Origin of the sequence: Streptomyces sp. NPDC048507, from assembly GCF_043199995.1 — a bacterium.
Lineage (GTDB): Bacteria > Actinomycetota > Actinomycetes > Streptomycetales > Streptomycetaceae > Streptomyces.
In genome coordinates, this window is record NZ_JBICWZ010000024.1 from 18,099 (window position 1) to 33,295 (window position 15,197).

A 15,197-nucleotide genomic window follows, 5' to 3' on the forward strand; every position below is an offset into this window, starting at 1 on the left:
GGGACGGGCGGGCGGTGCCGGAGCCGGTCACGGCCGGGGGCGAGGGGCCGGTGGCTCTGGTGATCGGCTCGTCCGCCGGGTACGGCCTGGCCGCCACGATCGCGGGGCTGGCCCGTATCGGCATCCGCGGCATCGGCGTGTGCTTCGAGAAGGCGCCCGGGCGGCGAACCGGTACGACCGGCTGGTACCGCACCGCCGCCACGGCCCGCCTCGCCCGGCAGCACGGGCGGGACATGGTCTTCCTCAACGGTGACGCGTTCAGCGACGCGGTGAAGGAGCAGGTCGCCGCTCTTCTCACCGAGCGGTTCGGGGGGCGGCTCGACTTCCTGGTCTACTCGGTGGCGGCTGTGGGACAAGTTGATGGGCGCCCGGCCCCTCGACCTCGACGAGGAGGGCCGGGTCCGTCTCGACACCTGGGAGCTGGACCCCGCCGTGCAGGACGCGGTCGCCGAGCGGTGGAGCGGCGCCACCAGCGACAGCATCGCCGCTCTCGCCGACCTCGACTGGTTCGGCGACGAGGTCCGCCGCCTCTACGGCTTCTCCGTCCCCGGCGTCGACTACACCGCGCCGGTGGAGACCGAGGTGCCCTGGCCGACTCCGGCTTCCTGAGCCGCGCCCGGCCACCGTACGACGGGCCGTCGGGCGGCCCGCCCGTCAGGGGTGCTCGCGGCCGAGGCGATCGTCCCGGACGGTCCTGACGGGAGCTCCGGTCAGGTGCTCCAGCGTGCCGGTCAGGGTGAGCAGCCGCTCCAGCGGGGGCCGCCGCCCGTCGAGGTGGAGGGCTACGCCCGCGGCGTTCGTGCGTCGTCTGACCATCAGCAGCGCCGACAGGCCCATCGAGTCGCACATGAGCAGACCGGCGCAGTCCAGGCGCAGGTGCCGGGCGTCCGGACGCGCACCGAGTTCTCGTTCCACCGCCTCCAGCAGGAGGTGGTACGTCTCGTGGTCGAGGTCGCCTTCGAGGGCGAGGGTGACGCCGCGGCCGTCCGCCGCGTCCGGCGCGGCGGGCGTCAGGGTCAGCGGCACGGGTGGTGGGGTGGTGGTCATCGGTGTGCTTCCGGAGCCGGAGGGTCGGGGGCGGTGCGGTCGGTCAGCTCCCGGGCCCCTTGGCGGATCAGCCGGGTCGCCCGGGGAAAGTCCCCGAGCTCGGCGCCGAGCAGGTCCAGGGTCGGGAGCAGCACGTTCGCGGGGACGTGACGGGCGGTGAGGATGTCGGTGGTCCAGCCCATGAAGCCGGTGAAGAGTTCCGCGTCGTCCACGTAGAGGGCGGCGCCGAGGAATTCGACGACGTGGGCGATGTCCTGCGCCGTCTGCTGGAGCTGCCACTCGGTGTACGCGCGAAGGGCGGGCAGGAGCTCGGTGAGGCCGGTCACGACGGCCTTGACCAGTTGCGGGGCGGACCGGGCGACCAGGGTGAATTCCTGGTCGCGCAGGTGGGGCAGGTCGTCGGCGGGTTCGTCCCCCGGACGCGGGCGGGGCAGCGGGCCCGCGGCCAGCCGGTCGGCGGCGGAGCGGGCATCGGGCGCCCAGGCGTCGGCGCCGAGCATCCGCGCGTAGCGGCCGTCCCGGCCGAAGGCCGGACCCCCCGCGAAGACGGGGACCCCGGCCGCCCGGCAGGCGGCGATGGTCGCGTGGGCCGCCGGGAGCCGGGTGGCGAGGGAGCCGGAGAGGGCGACCGCGGCGGGGCCGGTGCGGTGCAGGTGCGCGACGAGGCGCGGGGGCGGGACCAGGGTGCCGAGGTGGTCGACCTCCCAGCCGCGCAGCCGCAGGACCTCGGTCAGCAGCCTGGCGGGCAGGCCGTGCCACTCCCCGTCCACGCAGGCGACGGTCACGTGCCCGGCTCGCGGCCCCGGCGGGGGCTGTGCGCGGGGGTGGCGGACGAGGGCGGAGACGGAGCGGTCGTTGATGGTCGTCGCCGCGTGTTCCTGGGCCACGCTGATGCGGTCGGCCGCCCATTCCGTGCCGACCCGGCGCTGCACCGCCCCGATGACGTCCAGCAGGGCGCTCTCCGTGCCGACGCTCTCGGCGGCGGCGATGACGGTGTCCCGGGCGGCCGTCTCGTCCTGGGCGAGGACCGCGTCCCACAGGCGGTCCGCCCACTCCCGCGGCCCGGCCTCCCGGGCGGCGGCGCCGCCCTCGGGGTACGGGAGTGACGGGCTCATGCCGTGTACCTCCCCCGGCCGTGCCCGCCGACCGCGCTGAGGTGGTTGGTCCGCGGCGCGGTGATGGCGACGAGGGCCATGTCGTCGTGGCGGCCGCCGCCGATCCACTGGGCGGCCAGCATCTGCATGCGTTCCACGATCGCTTCGGCGGGCATGCCGGCGCACGCGGACAGGGCCCGCCTCATCCGGCCCTCGCCGAACAGTTCGCCGCCGAGCGGGCCGCCCTTGGCCTCGGTGAAGCCGTCGGTGAACAGCACGCAGGTCTCGCCCGGGGCGAGTTCCGCGCTCAGCGTCACGGCCTCCACCTCGGGCAGCGCCCCGACGAGCGTGCCGCGGGTCGGTACCTCCTCCACCGTGCCGTCGCCGCGGACGATCAGGGGCTGCGGGTGGCCGGCGCTGGTCAGCCGGAGCGTGACCTTGCCGTCGTGGCGGGCGGCGGAGGCCAGTACGAGGGTGGCGAAGCGGGCGTGGTGCGAGTTGAGCAGGGCGCCGTTGAGGAGGCGGAGCATCCGCCGGTGGTCGGACGCCATGGGCAGCAGGGCCTGGAGGGTGTTGCGGATCTTGCCCGTCAGTACGGCGGCGTCGAGCCCCTTGCCGCAGACGTCCCCGAGGACGACGAGGGTCTCGCCGCCGCCCGCTTCGCCGGCGTCCGCGTCCGGGGGCGGGGCCGGGTGGACGTCGTAGAAGTCGCCGCCGATCCGGTGCCCGTCGCCGGAGGGCCGGTAGCCCCCGGCGAATTCGATCCCGTCGATGTGGTGGAGCACGGGCGGCAGCAGGTCACGCATGAGGGTCTCGGTGATCGAGGTCTGTTCGGCGTAGAGGCGCGCGGCGGACATCGCGGCGCCCGCCCGGGCGGCGAACAGCCGGGCGAAGACCTCTTCGTTCTCGTCGAAGGCAGACGTGCCGCCGTGGCGCAGCAGGACGAGGGCTCCGGCGGCCACTCCGGGGCCGGGCAGCGGGGTGACGACCATCGAGCCGACGGTGCCGAAGCCGTCCGGGACCACCCAGGACGGTGCCAGAGCCGGATCGACCCAGCGGGAGGGCAGGGGCGGGAAGCCCTGGAGGGCCTCGGCCAGGCCGGGCAGTTCCGAGGGGTCGACAGCCAGCCGGGCGGCCCGGGCTTCCGCGCCCCGGCGGCAGGTGACGACGGCGTGGGTGCGGCCCGCGGCCGGGCCGATCACGACGGCTCCGTCGGCGAGGTGTTCCGCCGCGAGCTGTGCGGTCACGGCCATGCACCGGTCGGTGTTGAGGGAGGACAGCAGCGCGTTGGACGCCAGGCCCAGGAAGCGGGTCCGGCCGCGTTCGACGGCCAGCGCCTCGGCGGCGGTGCGGCGTTCGGTGTCGTCGATGAACCACCAGGCGACGTCGCCGTGGTCCAGGGTGGTCGGGTGCGCCGCGAAACTGCGGTCGCCGACGGCCCCGTCGGCCGGGGCGGCGGGCGGGGCGGAGCCCGGGAGCGGGCCGCCGGTCTTGAACAGGCGGTGGGCGGTGGTGATCCAGCGGGGCACCGCGGCACTGAGTTCGGCGCCGATCCGCGCCCCGGGAAAGAGGACGGCCGCGGCCTGGTTCACCAGGGACAGGGTCCCCTCGGGATCGACCACGAGGACGGGGCAGGGGGCGGTGGCGCACGCAAGTCCTGTGACGCTTCGGCTCATCGGGGCGGATCGCCCTGGGGAACTGGCCATAGACAAGGACTCGCAGTGCGGGCCCCTCACCTCTTCACTTCGGACGGCAAAATAGTTTCCCCTCGGCAACTATCCATCATCGGGCACGGCGGGCGCAATCCCGCCCGGCGCGACCGGGGCCGCCTCACCCGTCGTCGCGACAGCCCGTACTGGCGTGCGTCCGGGCGGATGACGGTCCCTCACGACGCCTTCCGGTCAGGCGGTACGGGACGTCAGCCCCTCCGGGGCCGGCAGTCTCAGCGGCCGCGCGACCGCCGCGCAGAAGTCGGCCAGGCCCACGGCCAGGGCCGCCCGCGAGGCGGCGGGCATGGCGGCCATCGCCTCCGTCAGCGCCGCCTCCCTGCGGGCCCGCAGCTGCGCCAGGTAGGCCCGGCCCGCGTGGGTCAGCCCCAGCCGGATCTCGCGGCGGTCGTCGAGCCCGGGCTGCCGTTCGAGGAACCCCACGGCCTGGAGGCGGTCGCACAGCCGGGTGACCGACGGCGGAGCGGCTCCCAGCAGCCTGCCGAGCGTGCCGAGGTTCATCCCGTCGTTCCCGTCGATCAGGAACAGGACCCGGGCCTGGGCCGAGGAGACCGGTGGGGCGCAGACGGTGTCGCGGCCGCGCTCCCAGACGACCTCCAGCAGCTCGATCATGTCGCTCACCTCCGCCACCGCCGCCGTCCCGGGCCGGGCGGGGTCGACCGGCCGCTGACTCATGTGACACTCCCTACCGGATGTACGAGCCGCCGCTCCCCGACGGACCGGCGGCTTCGTGGTCCCCCATATTGGCAGTTCCGAGAGAGGCAGGACCCAGGCCGGTGGCACGACCCGAGGGAGTGGAGCGCATTCTGCGGAATGCGGCCCCGCACGAGTTGTTCGACAAGGTTCGCGACGTACTGCTCGACCGGTACCGCGCGCACTTCGTGGAACTGTTGATGGCGGACTACGCCATGACCAGACTCCAGCCCGTCACCGCACTTCCCTTCACCGCCGATCCCGTGTCGGTGCACAACAGTCCGCAGGGCCGCGCCTTCGGCGCCCAGGAGCCGTACGTCACCGAGCTGGACACCGAGGTGACCGTCCATCTGCCGGTGAGCGTGCGCGGCGACCGCATCGGCGTGCTGAGCGCGTACTTCCCGGCGCAGGTGTTCGAGGCGTCCCTGGTCGGGGAGCTGCAGGACGTGGCCGACGCGCTGGGCCACGAGATCCTCGTCGCCGAGCGCGACACGGACCTCTTCCTCCAGGCGAGGCGGGCGACCCGGCTGACGCTGGCCGCCGAGATGCAGTGGCAGCTGCTGCCCGGACGCTCCTGTTCCCGTCCGGAGTACGACCTCGGGGCGCAGCTGGAGCCCGCCTACGCCATCTACGGCGACAGCTTCGACTGGTCGGCCTCCGCCGAGCACCTGACGCTGACCGTCAACAACGGCATGGGGCAGGGCATCGAGGCGGCCCTGCTGACCAACCTCGCCGTCAGCGCCCTGCGCAACGCCCGGCGGGCCGGTCTGGGCCTCGTCGACCAGGCGTCGCTGGCGGACCAGGCGGTGTACGGCCAGTACCAGGGGCGCCAGCACCTGGCGATGCTCCTGCTCCGCTTCTGCCTGGACACGGGCGCGGTCGACGTCATCGACGCCGGATCGCCCCGGATCTGGCGGCTCCGGCAGGGCGTGGTGGAACCGATCGACCTGGAGGCCCAGCTGCCGCTCGGCATGTTCGAGGACACCGTCTACACCTGTCAGCGCTTCCGGGTCCTGCCCGGGGACCGGCTGTTCTTCCTGAGCGACGGGGTCTACGACGTGGCCTCGCCCGGCGGCGAGCTGTACAGCCTGCACGCGCTGACCCGGGCTGTCATCAGCACCCGGCTGCTGCCGCCCTCCCAGGTCCCGCGGGCGATCCTGGAGGAGCTGTCGGGGCACCGGGGGCAGATCCAGGCCGCCGACGACGCCATGGTGGTGTGCCTCGACTGGCGCGGCCGGGCCGCCGTGGAGCCGGGCGCCGGGCAGGTGTGACCCGCGGCGGGGGCGGCCGGCCGGGCCACCGGGCGTCCCCGCCGGATGCCGGAAGGCGACATCGGGCGGTACCGGTGGCACAGTGGGCACCATGCCCCGTTCCGTCGGTCCACCCGGCCCCTACGAGGACCCGTCCGCGGCGATGAGCGCCGCGGCGGAGCTCCTCGAGGTGCTCCGCGCCCGGGGCCAGGACACCGCGGCGCCCGCCGTCTCCCCCTCGCAGATGCGGGCCCTGCTGGTCGTGGAGGACTCCGCGGGGATCAACCTGCGGACGCTCGGCGCCGTGCTGGGCTCCCGGCCCCCTTCGGTCACGCGGCTGTGCGACCGGCTGGAGGCCATGGGATTGCTCACACGGTCCACGAGCCCGACCAGCCGGCGGGAGATCGAGCTGCGCCTGACCGCGCGGGGCGGCGCGCTGCTGGACGAGCAGCGGGCCATCCGGCTGCGCGAGATGTCGGCGGTGCTCGGGCGGATGGAGCCGGCGGCGCTGGACGCCCTGCTGCTGGGCCTGGCAGCCTTCCGGGAGGCGGCCGACGGTCTCTACACGGTGCCCGTCCCGGGCTCCGGGGGGCCGTTCTCCGACAGTGCCTGAAGGCAGTCGGGGAGAGTACGGTTCCCTACTGCGCCCCGTGTGGCGGGACAGGGTAATTGACTTGTTAAAACATTGCCTAACGGCAAATGATCACTCTAAGCTGACCCCCGACGCAACCTGGCGTCCGTCGGACGTCCGCGCTCCGTGGCGAGAAGGGAAACACGACGCCATGGGGAGCACCCTCGACCTGGGGTCACAGCACCCTGGTGGCGGCAGGCCACCACACATAGTGAATACGCCCCGGCAGGCCTCCGCCGCCGAACAGGACCGTTCCCTGGCCCTCTGGAGCGGCGTGCCGCCGTACGTCCTCCTCATCGAGGACGACGAGGGCGACGCCCTGCTCGTCGAAGAACTGGTGGAGGACAGCGGGATCGACGTCCGTCTCGGACGGGCCCGCTCCCTCGCCGACGCCCTGCGCCTGCTCGACGCCGAGCCGCCCCAGTGCGTCCTGCTCGACCTGCACCTGCCGGACGCCGAGGGGATCGACGGCCTCAACAAGGTGCTGGCCGTGTCCGCCGAGGCCGCCGTGGTGGTCCTCACCGGGCTGTCCGAGGAACAGGCCGGTCTGACGGCCGTGGCGGCCGGGGCCCAGGACTACCTGGTCAAGGGCCGTCTGGAAGCCGACGTCTTCATGCGGGCCATCCGCTACGCGATCCAGCGCAAGCGGACCGAGCTCGCCGCCGTCGCCCTGGCCGCGGGCAAGCTGCACGCCGAGGAGAACGCCCGCCTGGAGCGCGGCCTGCTGCCGACACCGCTCCTGCTGGACGATTCGGTCACGGTCTGTGCCCGCTACCAGCCCGGCCGGGCCCAGACCCTGCTCGGCGGGGACTTCTACGACGTCGTCCAGACCCCGGACGGGGCGACGCACGCCGTCGTGGGCGACGTCTCGGGACACGGACCCGGCGAGGCGGCCCTCGGCGTGTGCCTGCGCGTGGCCTGGCGGGCCTTCGTCATGGCCGGTGCCCGCGGCGCGGAGCTGCTGCGGCTCCTGGAACAGATCCTGCTGGCGGAGCGGGCCGGGCCCGAGATCTTCGCCACGCTCATCGCCGTCACCCGCGCTCCCGGCGCCGACACCGTCCGCGTACAGCGTGCCGGCCACCCGGGCCTCCTGCTGAGGTCGGCGGCGGGAGTGGAACTGCACGAGGTGCCCGGGGGCCCCGCCCTGGGCATCATGCCCGGCTGGGGCGCGGGCTGGCCCGTCACGGAGGTCCCGGCGGGTCCCGCCGACGCCGTGGTGCTCTTCACCGACGGCCTCATCGAGGGGCGCGTCGGGCCGGGCTCCGACCGCCTCGACGAGACGGGCCTGCTCGACATCGCCCGACGGCACAAGGGCCTGCCCGCCGACCCCTTCGTCGACACCCTGATCCGCGAGGCCCAGGGCCTCGCCGCGGACTGGGGCGGCCTGGCCGACGACGTCGCCGTACTCCACCTCGAATGGAACACCTCCGCGTGAGCTCCGCAGAACGCACACCGCCCGCCCCCGACCGCTCCCCCGGCCGGCGCGCCGGGTCCGTCCGCCGCGGGCTGAGCCTGCAGACGTGGCTGACGGCCGTCCTGACCCTGCTGGCGCTCATGGTCCTCGGCACGGGCGTGGTGGGGGCCTCCCTGCTGTCGCGCACCACGGCCGCCGGCGACCGGCTCGTGGACGGGGTGCTGCCCGCCCAGCGGGAGGCGCTCCGGCTGGAGACGGCCCTGCTGGACCAGGAGACCGGGGTCCGCGGCTACCTCCTCGCCGACGAGCCGGCCCTCCTCGAACCGTACGAGCGGGGCCGGGAGAGCGAGCGCGCGGCGGTCGGGAAGCTGTCGGCGGTCCTCGACGGCGACCGTGACGTACAGGCCGACCTGGCGGCCGTGGAGGAAGCCGCACGGGTCTGGCGCGACGAGTTCGCCACCCCCGCCATCGCGTCGGTCGAGGGCGGCGGCCCGCCGCCCTCGCTCCAGGCGGGCAAGGACCGCTTCGACGAGCTGCGCCGGCGGATCGCGGCCCAGCAGGACCGGCTGAACCGCGTACAGACCGAGGCCCGCGAGACCTTCGGTGAGGCCCGCTCGGAGCGCGACCACATCCTCCTGGCCATCGGCGCCGCCTTCCTCCTCGCGGGCGCCGCTCTCGGCGTCCTGCTCCACGTGGCCGTCCTGCGGCCGCTCGCGCTGGTGCGGACGGCGTCCCAGCGGGTCGCGGGCGGAGCCTTCGAGGAGGAGATCCCGCAGCGCGGGCCCTCCGACCTGCGCTCGCTCGCGGAGGCGGTGGAGGCCATGCGCCACCGGACCGTCGAGGAACTGAACGCCTCGCAGCGCAACGCCGAACAGCTCGAACGCACGGCCGCGGAGCTCGACGCACAGGCGGCCGAGCTGCGCCGGTCCAACGCCGAGCTGGAGCAGTTCGCGTACGTCGCCTCGCACGACCTCCAGGAGCCGCTGCGCAAGGTGGCCTCCTTCTGCCAGCTCCTGGAGAAGCGGTACGGGGACCAGCTCGACGCGCGCGGCACCCAGTACATCGCCTTCGCCGTCGACGGCGCCAAGCGCATGCAGGTGCTGATCAACGACCTGCTCACCTTCTCCCGGGTCGGCCGGGTCCAGGACGCCCGCGAGAGCGTCGCCCTGGACGGCACGCTGGACCGGGCGCTGCGCAACCTCGCCGCCGCCGTGGAGGAGAGCGACGCCGAGATCGTCCGGCCGCAGCGGCTTCCCGAGGTGGTGGGCGATCCCACGCTGCTGACGATGCTCTGGCAGAACCTGATCGCCAACGCGGTCAAGTTCCGCTCCCCCGAGCGCACGCCACGGGTGGAGATCGAGCTGGTCGAGGGCGACGCCGCCGGGCAACCCGGTTTCCACACGTTCGCGGTCACGGACAACGGCATCGGCATCCCGGCCGAGTTCGCCGAGAAGGTGTTCGTGATCTTCCAGCGGCTGCACGGCCGCGAGACCTACGGCGGCACCGGCATCGGCCTTTCGCTCTGCAAGAAGATCGTCGAGCACGCGGGCGGGAGCATCCGGATCGACACCGAGCACACCGGGGGCACCCGGATCGTGTTCACCGTGCCCGCCGCCGCCGTCACCCCGGCCGCCGACGGCGACGCCACCGGGCGGGAAACCGTCCCCTCCCCGCCCCCAGCCCCCACAGCCCCCGCGGCCTCCGCGGCCAGCGAAGGAAGCAGCCGATGAACCAGCCCACCGACCGGCCCTCGACCGTTCCCGCCGAAGTCCTGCTCGTCGAGGACGACGCGGGCGACGAGCTGATGACCCGCGAGGCCTTCGAGGACAACAAGATCGGCAACGTGCTGCACGTGGTGCGGGACGGGCTGGAAGCGCTGGACTTCCTCTACCGGCGCGGGGAGCACACCGGCGCGCCGCGCCCCGATCTGATCCTCCTCGATCTGAACCTGCCCAAGTACGACGGCAGGCAGGTGCTCGAACAGATCAAGACGGATCCGGAGCTGAGCCATATTCCCGTGGTCGTGCTCACCACCTCGGCGGCCGAGGAGGACATCCTGCGCAGCTACAAGCTGCACGCCAACGCGTACGTGACGAAGCCGGTCGATCTGGATCAGTTCATCCGGGCGATCCAGCAGATCGACGACTTCTTCGTCACCGTGGTGAAACTGCCGCGGTCCGTCTGAGCGGTCCGAGACCAAGAAAGCGAAGTGGGGAACATGGACACGCACGGAAGCGACGCACCCAACTACGTCGAGGCACGGTCCGAGGGGGCCGTGCGCATCGTCGTGATGGCGGGCGAGTTCGACATGGACACCTCGGGTGAGCTGCGGACGGCACTGGATCCGGAGACGGCCGGCATATCCCGGTTCGTCCTCGACGTCGCGGGCGTCACCTTCGTGGATTCGACCGCCCTCAGCCTCATGCTGCAGCCCGCGCTGAACCGGCCGGTGGTCCTGGCGGGGAACGTGCCGCACCGGCTGGCCCGGCTGCTCGAAATCACCGGTGCAGACCAGGTGTTCGCCTTCGCACCCACCGTGGCCGAGGGGACGGTCGCGCCGATGCCCCCGCGGCGTGGCTGAGCCGCGCCCGGCACCGCGAGTGAGCGGGGCAACGTTTACCTCTGCGATTGGCGACGCCGAGGCAGGGCAGACGAAGACGGTCCGGCCGTAACCGACGAGGAGGTGAACGGTGCTGTACGACGAGAACGGGACGGTGCACCCGGTCCCCCGCAGTGCCGCGCAGGCACGGGAGCGGGTGCGGGCTCTCGTGGAGTCCTGCGCCGCGTCCCACGGCGCGGCGGACGCCGTCCGCGCGGAAGAGGTCCTCGCCGACGTGCTGCTCGTGACCTCGGAGCTGGTGACGAACGCCGTCCGGCACGGCGGCGGCCTCCTCGGCTTCAGCGCCTCCGTCTGCGCCGACGGGCTCCGGCTCGAGGTCACCGACGCCAGCAGCGCCCTCCCCGTCCTCCTCCCGCGGACCGCGGGCACGGTCCGCATCGGCGGGTTCGGGTGGCCGCTGGTCTGCCGGCTCGCGCGGAGCGTGGCGATCCGGCAGACGGCCCAGGGCGGCAAGCGGATCGAGGTCCTCGTGCCGCTGGACGCGACGGCGGACGCCGCGGCTCCGGCGGATGCCACGGCGCACGCGGAACACGCGGAACACGCCGAACACGCGGACAGCGCGGACCACGGCGATCTCGCCGACCGGTACTGACCGCCCCCTGCCGGTTTGAGCTCCGCGCTCCCGGTCATACGAGGGGTCGTACGAAACAAGGACGTGCAAGACGTGTTCGAGCGCTGACCCGCGCCCAGGCCCGGGTCCGCCGCGGTCCCGGATTCCAGTGGAGTCCGGGACCGCGGCACGCGCGAACGACAGGGGGGGGACCCGTATGACCCAGACCGAACAGCAGCTCACGGGCCTGGCGGACACCGGTACCGCGGCCGGAGCGAGAGCCGGAGTCCAGGACGAGCGGATCCACCGCATCCGGCGCCGCCTGGAGCGGCTGATCGGCATCGCCGCGACCGAGGGCAACTCCGTACGCCCGCTGCGCAACGGCGACGAGATCTTCGCCGCGATGCTGGAGGCCGTCGGTTCCGCGCGGCACACCATCGACATGATGACCTTCGTCTACTGGAGGGGCGACATCGCGCGCCGGTTCGCCGAGGCCCTGGCGGACCGGGCCCGGGCCGGAGTGCGGGTGAGGCTGCTCCTCGACGGGTTCGGCAGCCGGCTCATAGAACGTGACCTCCTGAACCGCATGAGCGAGGCGGGGGTCGACGTCGCCTGGTTCCGCAAGCCCGCCTCCCTCTCACCGCTGAAGCAGAACCACCGCTGCCACCGCAAGGTCCTCGTCGTCGACGAACGGACCGCCTTCACCGGAGGCGTCGGCATCGCCGAGGAATGGTGCGGCGACGCACGCAATCCGCAGGAGTGGCGGGACACCCACGCCGAGGTGCGCGGGCCCGCCGTCGACGGCATCGCCGCGGCCTTCGCCCAGAACTGGGCCGAGTGCCATACCGAACTCTTCGACGAGCGCGACCGGTTCGTGAGCCACGAGCCCGTGGGGTCCGCCGTCGTCCAGGTGGTGCGCGGGTCGGCCGCCTTCGGCTGGCAGGACATGCAGACGCTGATGCGCGTGGTCCTCGAATCGGCCGAGGAACGCGTGCGCCTGGCGACCGCCTACTTCGCCCCGGACGACTACTTCGTCGGCCTGCTCTGCGCCACGGCCCGCCGGGGCGTCACGGTGGAGATCCTGCTGCCCGGGCCGCACACGGACAAGCGCGTGTGCCTGCTGGCGGGCCAGCACCACTACGAGGCGCTGATCGCCAGCGGGGTGCGGATCCACCAGTACCAGCCGACGATGATGCACGCCAAGGTCCTGACCATGGACGGCGTGGTCTCCCTCATCGGGTCGTCGAACTTCAACCGCCGCTCCCTCGACCACGACGAGGAGGTCATGCTGGCCGTGATGGACATCGCGTTCACCGAGACCCTGGACGGCCACTACGACGAGGACCTGAAGGCCAGCACCCGGATCGCCGAGGCGCGCTGGAAGCGCCGCTCGCTCCTCCAGCGCGCCCGGGAACTGTCGGTCCTGCCGGTGCGCCGCTTCCTCTGAGCTGTTCTAGTACCAGAGGTACAGGGCCCAGGACCAGTTGAAGTCGGTGAACTCGCAGGTGAAGGGGTGGCCCTTGGCCTGGCCGGCGGCGCGGCAGGCCTCCGGGCCGGCGTAGAAGCCCGAGAAGTGCGACGAGGACGGCGCGGCCGTCGCCGGCTGGGCGGGCTCGGCCGCGCGGGCGGTCACGGCCGTACCGCTCAGGGCGAGCGCACTCCCCAGGGCCGGGCCTACCGGTGCATGACGCGTGGGCATGGTGTTCCCCTCTCTTGCTCATGACGCCGCCGGGCGCGCGCAGCGGTCCGCCTGGCGGACGGCCGTCTCCGCAACCAGTCAACGGACCCCGGGCCCGAGCCGTCCAGAGGCAACGGCCCACGGCAGCGAAACCACCCGCCCGGGCCACCCAGGGGGTGACAGCCGCCGCCGTGCTCTGGTACAAGACCGACGCCCCGCCCCGGCCCCCACCCCCCGCACATGTCCCGGCAACCGGACAGGCCGCGGCGGGCGCCGGGATCGTCGTCGTCGAGCGCCGCGCCGACGACCCCGCCACCGGTGGCCTGCTCGCCCCGCTCGGCCACGCCCCCACCCTCCGCCTCCTCGACGAGGCGGCCGGGGTGGTCACCGTGCACGCGGTCGTCCTCGATCCGGCGGGCGGGGCCCCGGTGCGGGCGAGCGCGTCCGGGGGCGCGGACGGGGCCGGCGCCGTCGGGCGGGAGGCCGGGCTGCGGCTGCTCGGCGGACCCGCCCGAGCGGGCACCTCAGCGCCCGAAGGTGCGGGCGTACAGGTCGCGCAGATAGGCGTCGGCCGGGCCGTATGCCCGGTCCTGGGCGCCGGGCCGGTGCAGCCGCAGCTCTCCGCCGGGCAGGACCCGTACGGTGGTGGTCGCCTGACGGGCCGTCGGCGCCGGCCCGTCGCCGCCCCGGTCCGGCGGCCGCAGTACGGACACGGTGGGCGGGAACATCGCCAGCGCCCCGGCGGCATCGGCGACGGGCGGCAGGCCGGTGCGGTTGGCGCTGCTCACGTACAGGAGCGGGTGCGCGTCCAGCAGCGGGCGCAACGGCTCCCAGTACGCCCCGAACAGCAGCATCCACCCGTCCTTGACCGCCGGGTCCGACCAGGACGGCCGTACGGCGCCGGGGCGCACCGGCAGCAGGACGGTCAGGTGTTCTCCGGCCAGCAGGTGCCGGACCGGCGCGTGGTGCGCGGGGGCGAGGTCCCACAGGCCGGCGAGGGCGTCCAGGGTGTCGGCGTGGTGGGCCCACAGGGCGACGGGCTGGTCAGCCGGACGTCCCTTCGCCCCGTTGACGGCGGGGGCGGTGGTGGCCGCGACGACGTGGGTCAGCGGGGCGGGATTGGGGAGCACCACGGCCCGCCCGGCCAGGAGCTCGCGGCCGGCCCGGTCCGGCCCCACCGCCGCACGGGGCGCCGGGCCCGGAGCCACGGGCGGGTTCACCGGCGGGTTCACGGGCGCCCCGCGGCGACGGTGCGGGTGAGGCCCGCGAGGTAGTGGCCGAAGGCGGCGTCGTCGACGACGGCCCGGCCGGTCCGGTAGGCCAGGGATTTGGCCCAGGTCATGGCCGTCCGGGTCTGCTCGGGGTCGAGGGTGTGTCCGAGGCGGGCGGCGACGGCGGTGACGACGCGTGCGCTGGCCAGGTGCGTGAGGACCACGCTCGGTGCGATCCCCAGCGTCTCGTGCGGGTCGTACGGCTGGAACAGTCCCGGGTGGACGAAGGGCGTGCCGGTGGAGACGGTGGCGACGCCGGTACCGACGATCGGGGTGGTGACGCCCAGCGGCGCTCCGGTCTCCTCGGCCACGCTCCGCGCGATGCCCGGCAGCCGCGTGAGGTCGGGGGCGGTCCGCCAGGGCCGCGCGTCCGGGCCGAGCAGCTCCGTGGCGTGGCGGGTGAGGAGGAAGAGCAGTTGCTCGGTGGCGACCATGCCCGAGCGTTCGGCGATGCCGAGCCAGGAGCTCGACGTCACCCGGACTCCGGCCGCCAGCGCCGCCAGGCTGTTGGCCAGGCCCAGTCCGAGGTCGTTGTGGAGGTGGGAGGCGAGCACGACCCGCTCATCGCAGGCCGCCCGCACCCGGGTGAACATCTCGCCCGCCGCGTGCGGCAATTGGCATCCGGTGGTGTCGGCCAGGACGACGAGCCCGGCGCCCGCGCCGGTCACGGCCCCGGCGCAGTCGGCCATCAGGGCGTGGTCGGCGCGGGAGGCGTCGGCGAGGCATACGTCGACGGCCACGTCCGCGTCCCGGTCGCGGGCCCGTTTGACGAGGTCCACCGCGGCCGCGAGCGCCCGGTCCGCGTCGGTGTGCACCATCACCCGGGCCATGGCGTCCGACGCGGGCACCACCACCATCACCCGTGAGTGCCGGCTCCCGCGCACCGAGGCGAGGGCCTGGGTCAGGTCGCGGGCGGTGCCCCGGCACACGGCGGCGACGCTCACCGCGCCCTCCGCTTCGGCCGCCACCTGCCGTACCGCCTCGAACTCCTCGGCGCACACGGCGGGGAAGCCGGCGGCGAAGACCACGTGCTCGGGGCCGTGGGGGCCGAAGATCCGGCCCGTCTCGCGGGCCAGTCGCACCCGGAACCCGGCGCTCATCAGCGTCTTGGCCTGGGCTCCGTCCCGGGCGGACTCCTCCCACACCACGCATCCGCCCGACCGGGCGGTGCCGCGTACGACGTCGACGTCCACCTCGTCCATTGCCCCTCCTCCCCCGGCGC

General features: G+C 74.0%; 15 protein-coding genes and 1 pseudogene. 9 read left to right on the forward strand and 7 right to left on the reverse strand.

Features of this window, described 5'->3' with window-relative positions; genetic code table 11:
- Positions 1 to 8: 8 nt before the first annotated feature.
- Positions 9 to 609: pseudogene (locus tag ACGFXC_RS34715) on the forward strand (enoyl-[acyl-carrier-protein] reductase FabV); the annotation flags it as partial.
- Positions 610 to 654: 45 nt separating this feature from the next.
- Here ACGFXC_RS34715 and ACGFXC_RS34720 read toward each other — a convergent pair.
- From ACGFXC_RS34720 to ACGFXC_RS34735, 4 genes are all read right to left on the reverse strand, one after another.
- Positions 655 to 1,047: an STAS domain-containing protein gene (locus ACGFXC_RS34720; RefSeq protein WP_393718897.1), complete on the reverse strand. Its 393-nt coding sequence runs from the start codon at positions 1,045 to 1,047 to the stop codon at positions 655 to 657.
- A complete protein-coding gene (locus ACGFXC_RS34725) occupies positions 1,044 to 2,162 on the reverse strand; it encodes a B12-binding domain-containing protein (protein WP_393718898.1) in 1,119 nt (372 codons plus the stop codon). The genes ACGFXC_RS34720 and ACGFXC_RS34725 overlap by 4 nt, the downstream gene beginning before the upstream one ends.
- A complete protein-coding gene (locus ACGFXC_RS34730; protein ID WP_393718899.1) occupies positions 2,159 to 3,817 on the reverse strand; it encodes a PP2C family protein-serine/threonine phosphatase in 1,659 nt (552 codons plus the stop codon). The genes ACGFXC_RS34725 and ACGFXC_RS34730 overlap by 4 nt, the downstream gene beginning before the upstream one ends.
- Positions 3,818 to 4,042: 225 nt before the next feature.
- The gene (locus tag ACGFXC_RS34735; RefSeq protein WP_393718900.1) at positions 4,043 to 4,543 is read right to left on the reverse strand and encodes a MarR family transcriptional regulator; all 501 of its coding nucleotides are present in this window, start codon (positions 4,541 to 4,543) and stop codon (positions 4,043 to 4,045) included.
- A 101-nt stretch (positions 4,544 to 4,644) separates the two neighbouring features.
- Here ACGFXC_RS34735 and ACGFXC_RS34740 point away from each other — a divergent pair, with 101 nt between their 5' ends.
- From ACGFXC_RS34740 to ACGFXC_RS34775, 8 genes are all read left to right on the forward strand, one after another.
- On the forward strand, positions 4,645 to 5,832 hold the full coding sequence (locus ACGFXC_RS34740; RefSeq protein ID WP_393718901.1) for a PP2C family protein-serine/threonine phosphatase: 1,188 nt from the start codon (positions 4,645 to 4,647) through the stop codon (positions 5,830 to 5,832).
- A 91-nt stretch (positions 5,833 to 5,923) separates the two neighbouring features.
- The gene (locus ACGFXC_RS34745; protein ID WP_393718902.1) at positions 5,924 to 6,424 is read left to right on the forward strand and encodes a MarR family winged helix-turn-helix transcriptional regulator; all 501 of its coding nucleotides are present in this window, start codon (positions 5,924 to 5,926) and stop codon (positions 6,422 to 6,424) included.
- A gap of 169 nt (positions 6,425 to 6,593) precedes the next feature.
- Positions 6,594 to 7,877 carry a PP2C family protein-serine/threonine phosphatase gene (locus tag ACGFXC_RS34750; RefSeq protein WP_393718903.1) on the forward strand — a complete coding sequence of 428 codons (1,284 nt, stop codon included), beginning with the start codon at positions 6,594 to 6,596 and terminating at the stop codon, positions 7,875 to 7,877.
- A 119-nt stretch (positions 7,878 to 7,996) separates the two neighbouring features.
- Complete coding sequence (locus ACGFXC_RS34755) at positions 7,997 to 9,586, forward strand: ATP-binding protein (protein ID WP_393718957.1); 1,590 nt, start codon at positions 7,997 to 7,999, stop codon at positions 9,584 to 9,586.
- Complete coding sequence (locus ACGFXC_RS34760) at positions 9,583 to 10,041, forward strand: response regulator (RefSeq protein WP_393718904.1); 459 nt, start codon at positions 9,583 to 9,585, stop codon at positions 10,039 to 10,041. The genes ACGFXC_RS34755 and ACGFXC_RS34760 overlap by 4 nt, the downstream gene beginning before the upstream one ends.
- 33 nt (positions 10,042 to 10,074) lie before the next feature.
- On the forward strand, positions 10,075 to 10,437 hold the full coding sequence (locus ACGFXC_RS34765; protein ID WP_393718905.1) for an STAS domain-containing protein: 363 nt from the start codon (positions 10,075 to 10,077) through the stop codon (positions 10,435 to 10,437).
- Positions 10,438 to 10,546: 109 nt separating this feature from the next.
- Entirely contained in the window at positions 10,547 to 11,068 is a 522-nt protein-coding gene (locus tag ACGFXC_RS34770; RefSeq protein WP_393718906.1) for an ATP-binding protein, read from the forward strand.
- A 175-nt stretch (positions 11,069 to 11,243) separates the two neighbouring features.
- Entirely contained in the window at positions 11,244 to 12,473 is a 1,230-nt protein-coding gene (locus ACGFXC_RS34775; protein WP_393718907.1) for a phosphatidylserine/phosphatidylglycerophosphate/cardiolipin synthase family protein, read from the forward strand.
- Positions 12,474 to 12,479: 6 nt separating this feature from the next.
- Here the strand turns inward: ACGFXC_RS34775 and ACGFXC_RS34780 are convergent, their stop codons facing one another.
- From ACGFXC_RS34780 to ACGFXC_RS34790, 3 genes are all read right to left on the reverse strand, one after another.
- Positions 12,480 to 12,725, reverse strand: coding sequence for a hypothetical protein (locus ACGFXC_RS34780; protein ID WP_393718908.1), 246 nt, complete (start codon positions 12,723 to 12,725; stop codon positions 12,480 to 12,482).
- Between the two features lie 503 nt (positions 12,726 to 13,228).
- Positions 13,229 to 13,936 carry a hypothetical protein gene (locus ACGFXC_RS34785; protein ID WP_393718909.1) on the reverse strand — a complete coding sequence of 236 codons (708 nt, stop codon included), beginning with the start codon at positions 13,934 to 13,936 and terminating at the stop codon, positions 13,229 to 13,231.
- The gene (locus tag ACGFXC_RS34790) at positions 13,933 to 15,177 is read right to left on the reverse strand and encodes a 2-isopropylmalate synthase (RefSeq protein WP_393718910.1); all 1,245 of its coding nucleotides are present in this window, start codon (positions 15,175 to 15,177) and stop codon (positions 13,933 to 13,935) included. Before ACGFXC_RS34790 ends, ACGFXC_RS34785 begins: the two co-directional genes overlap by 4 nt.
- Positions 15,178 to 15,197: the final 20 nt, after the last annotated feature.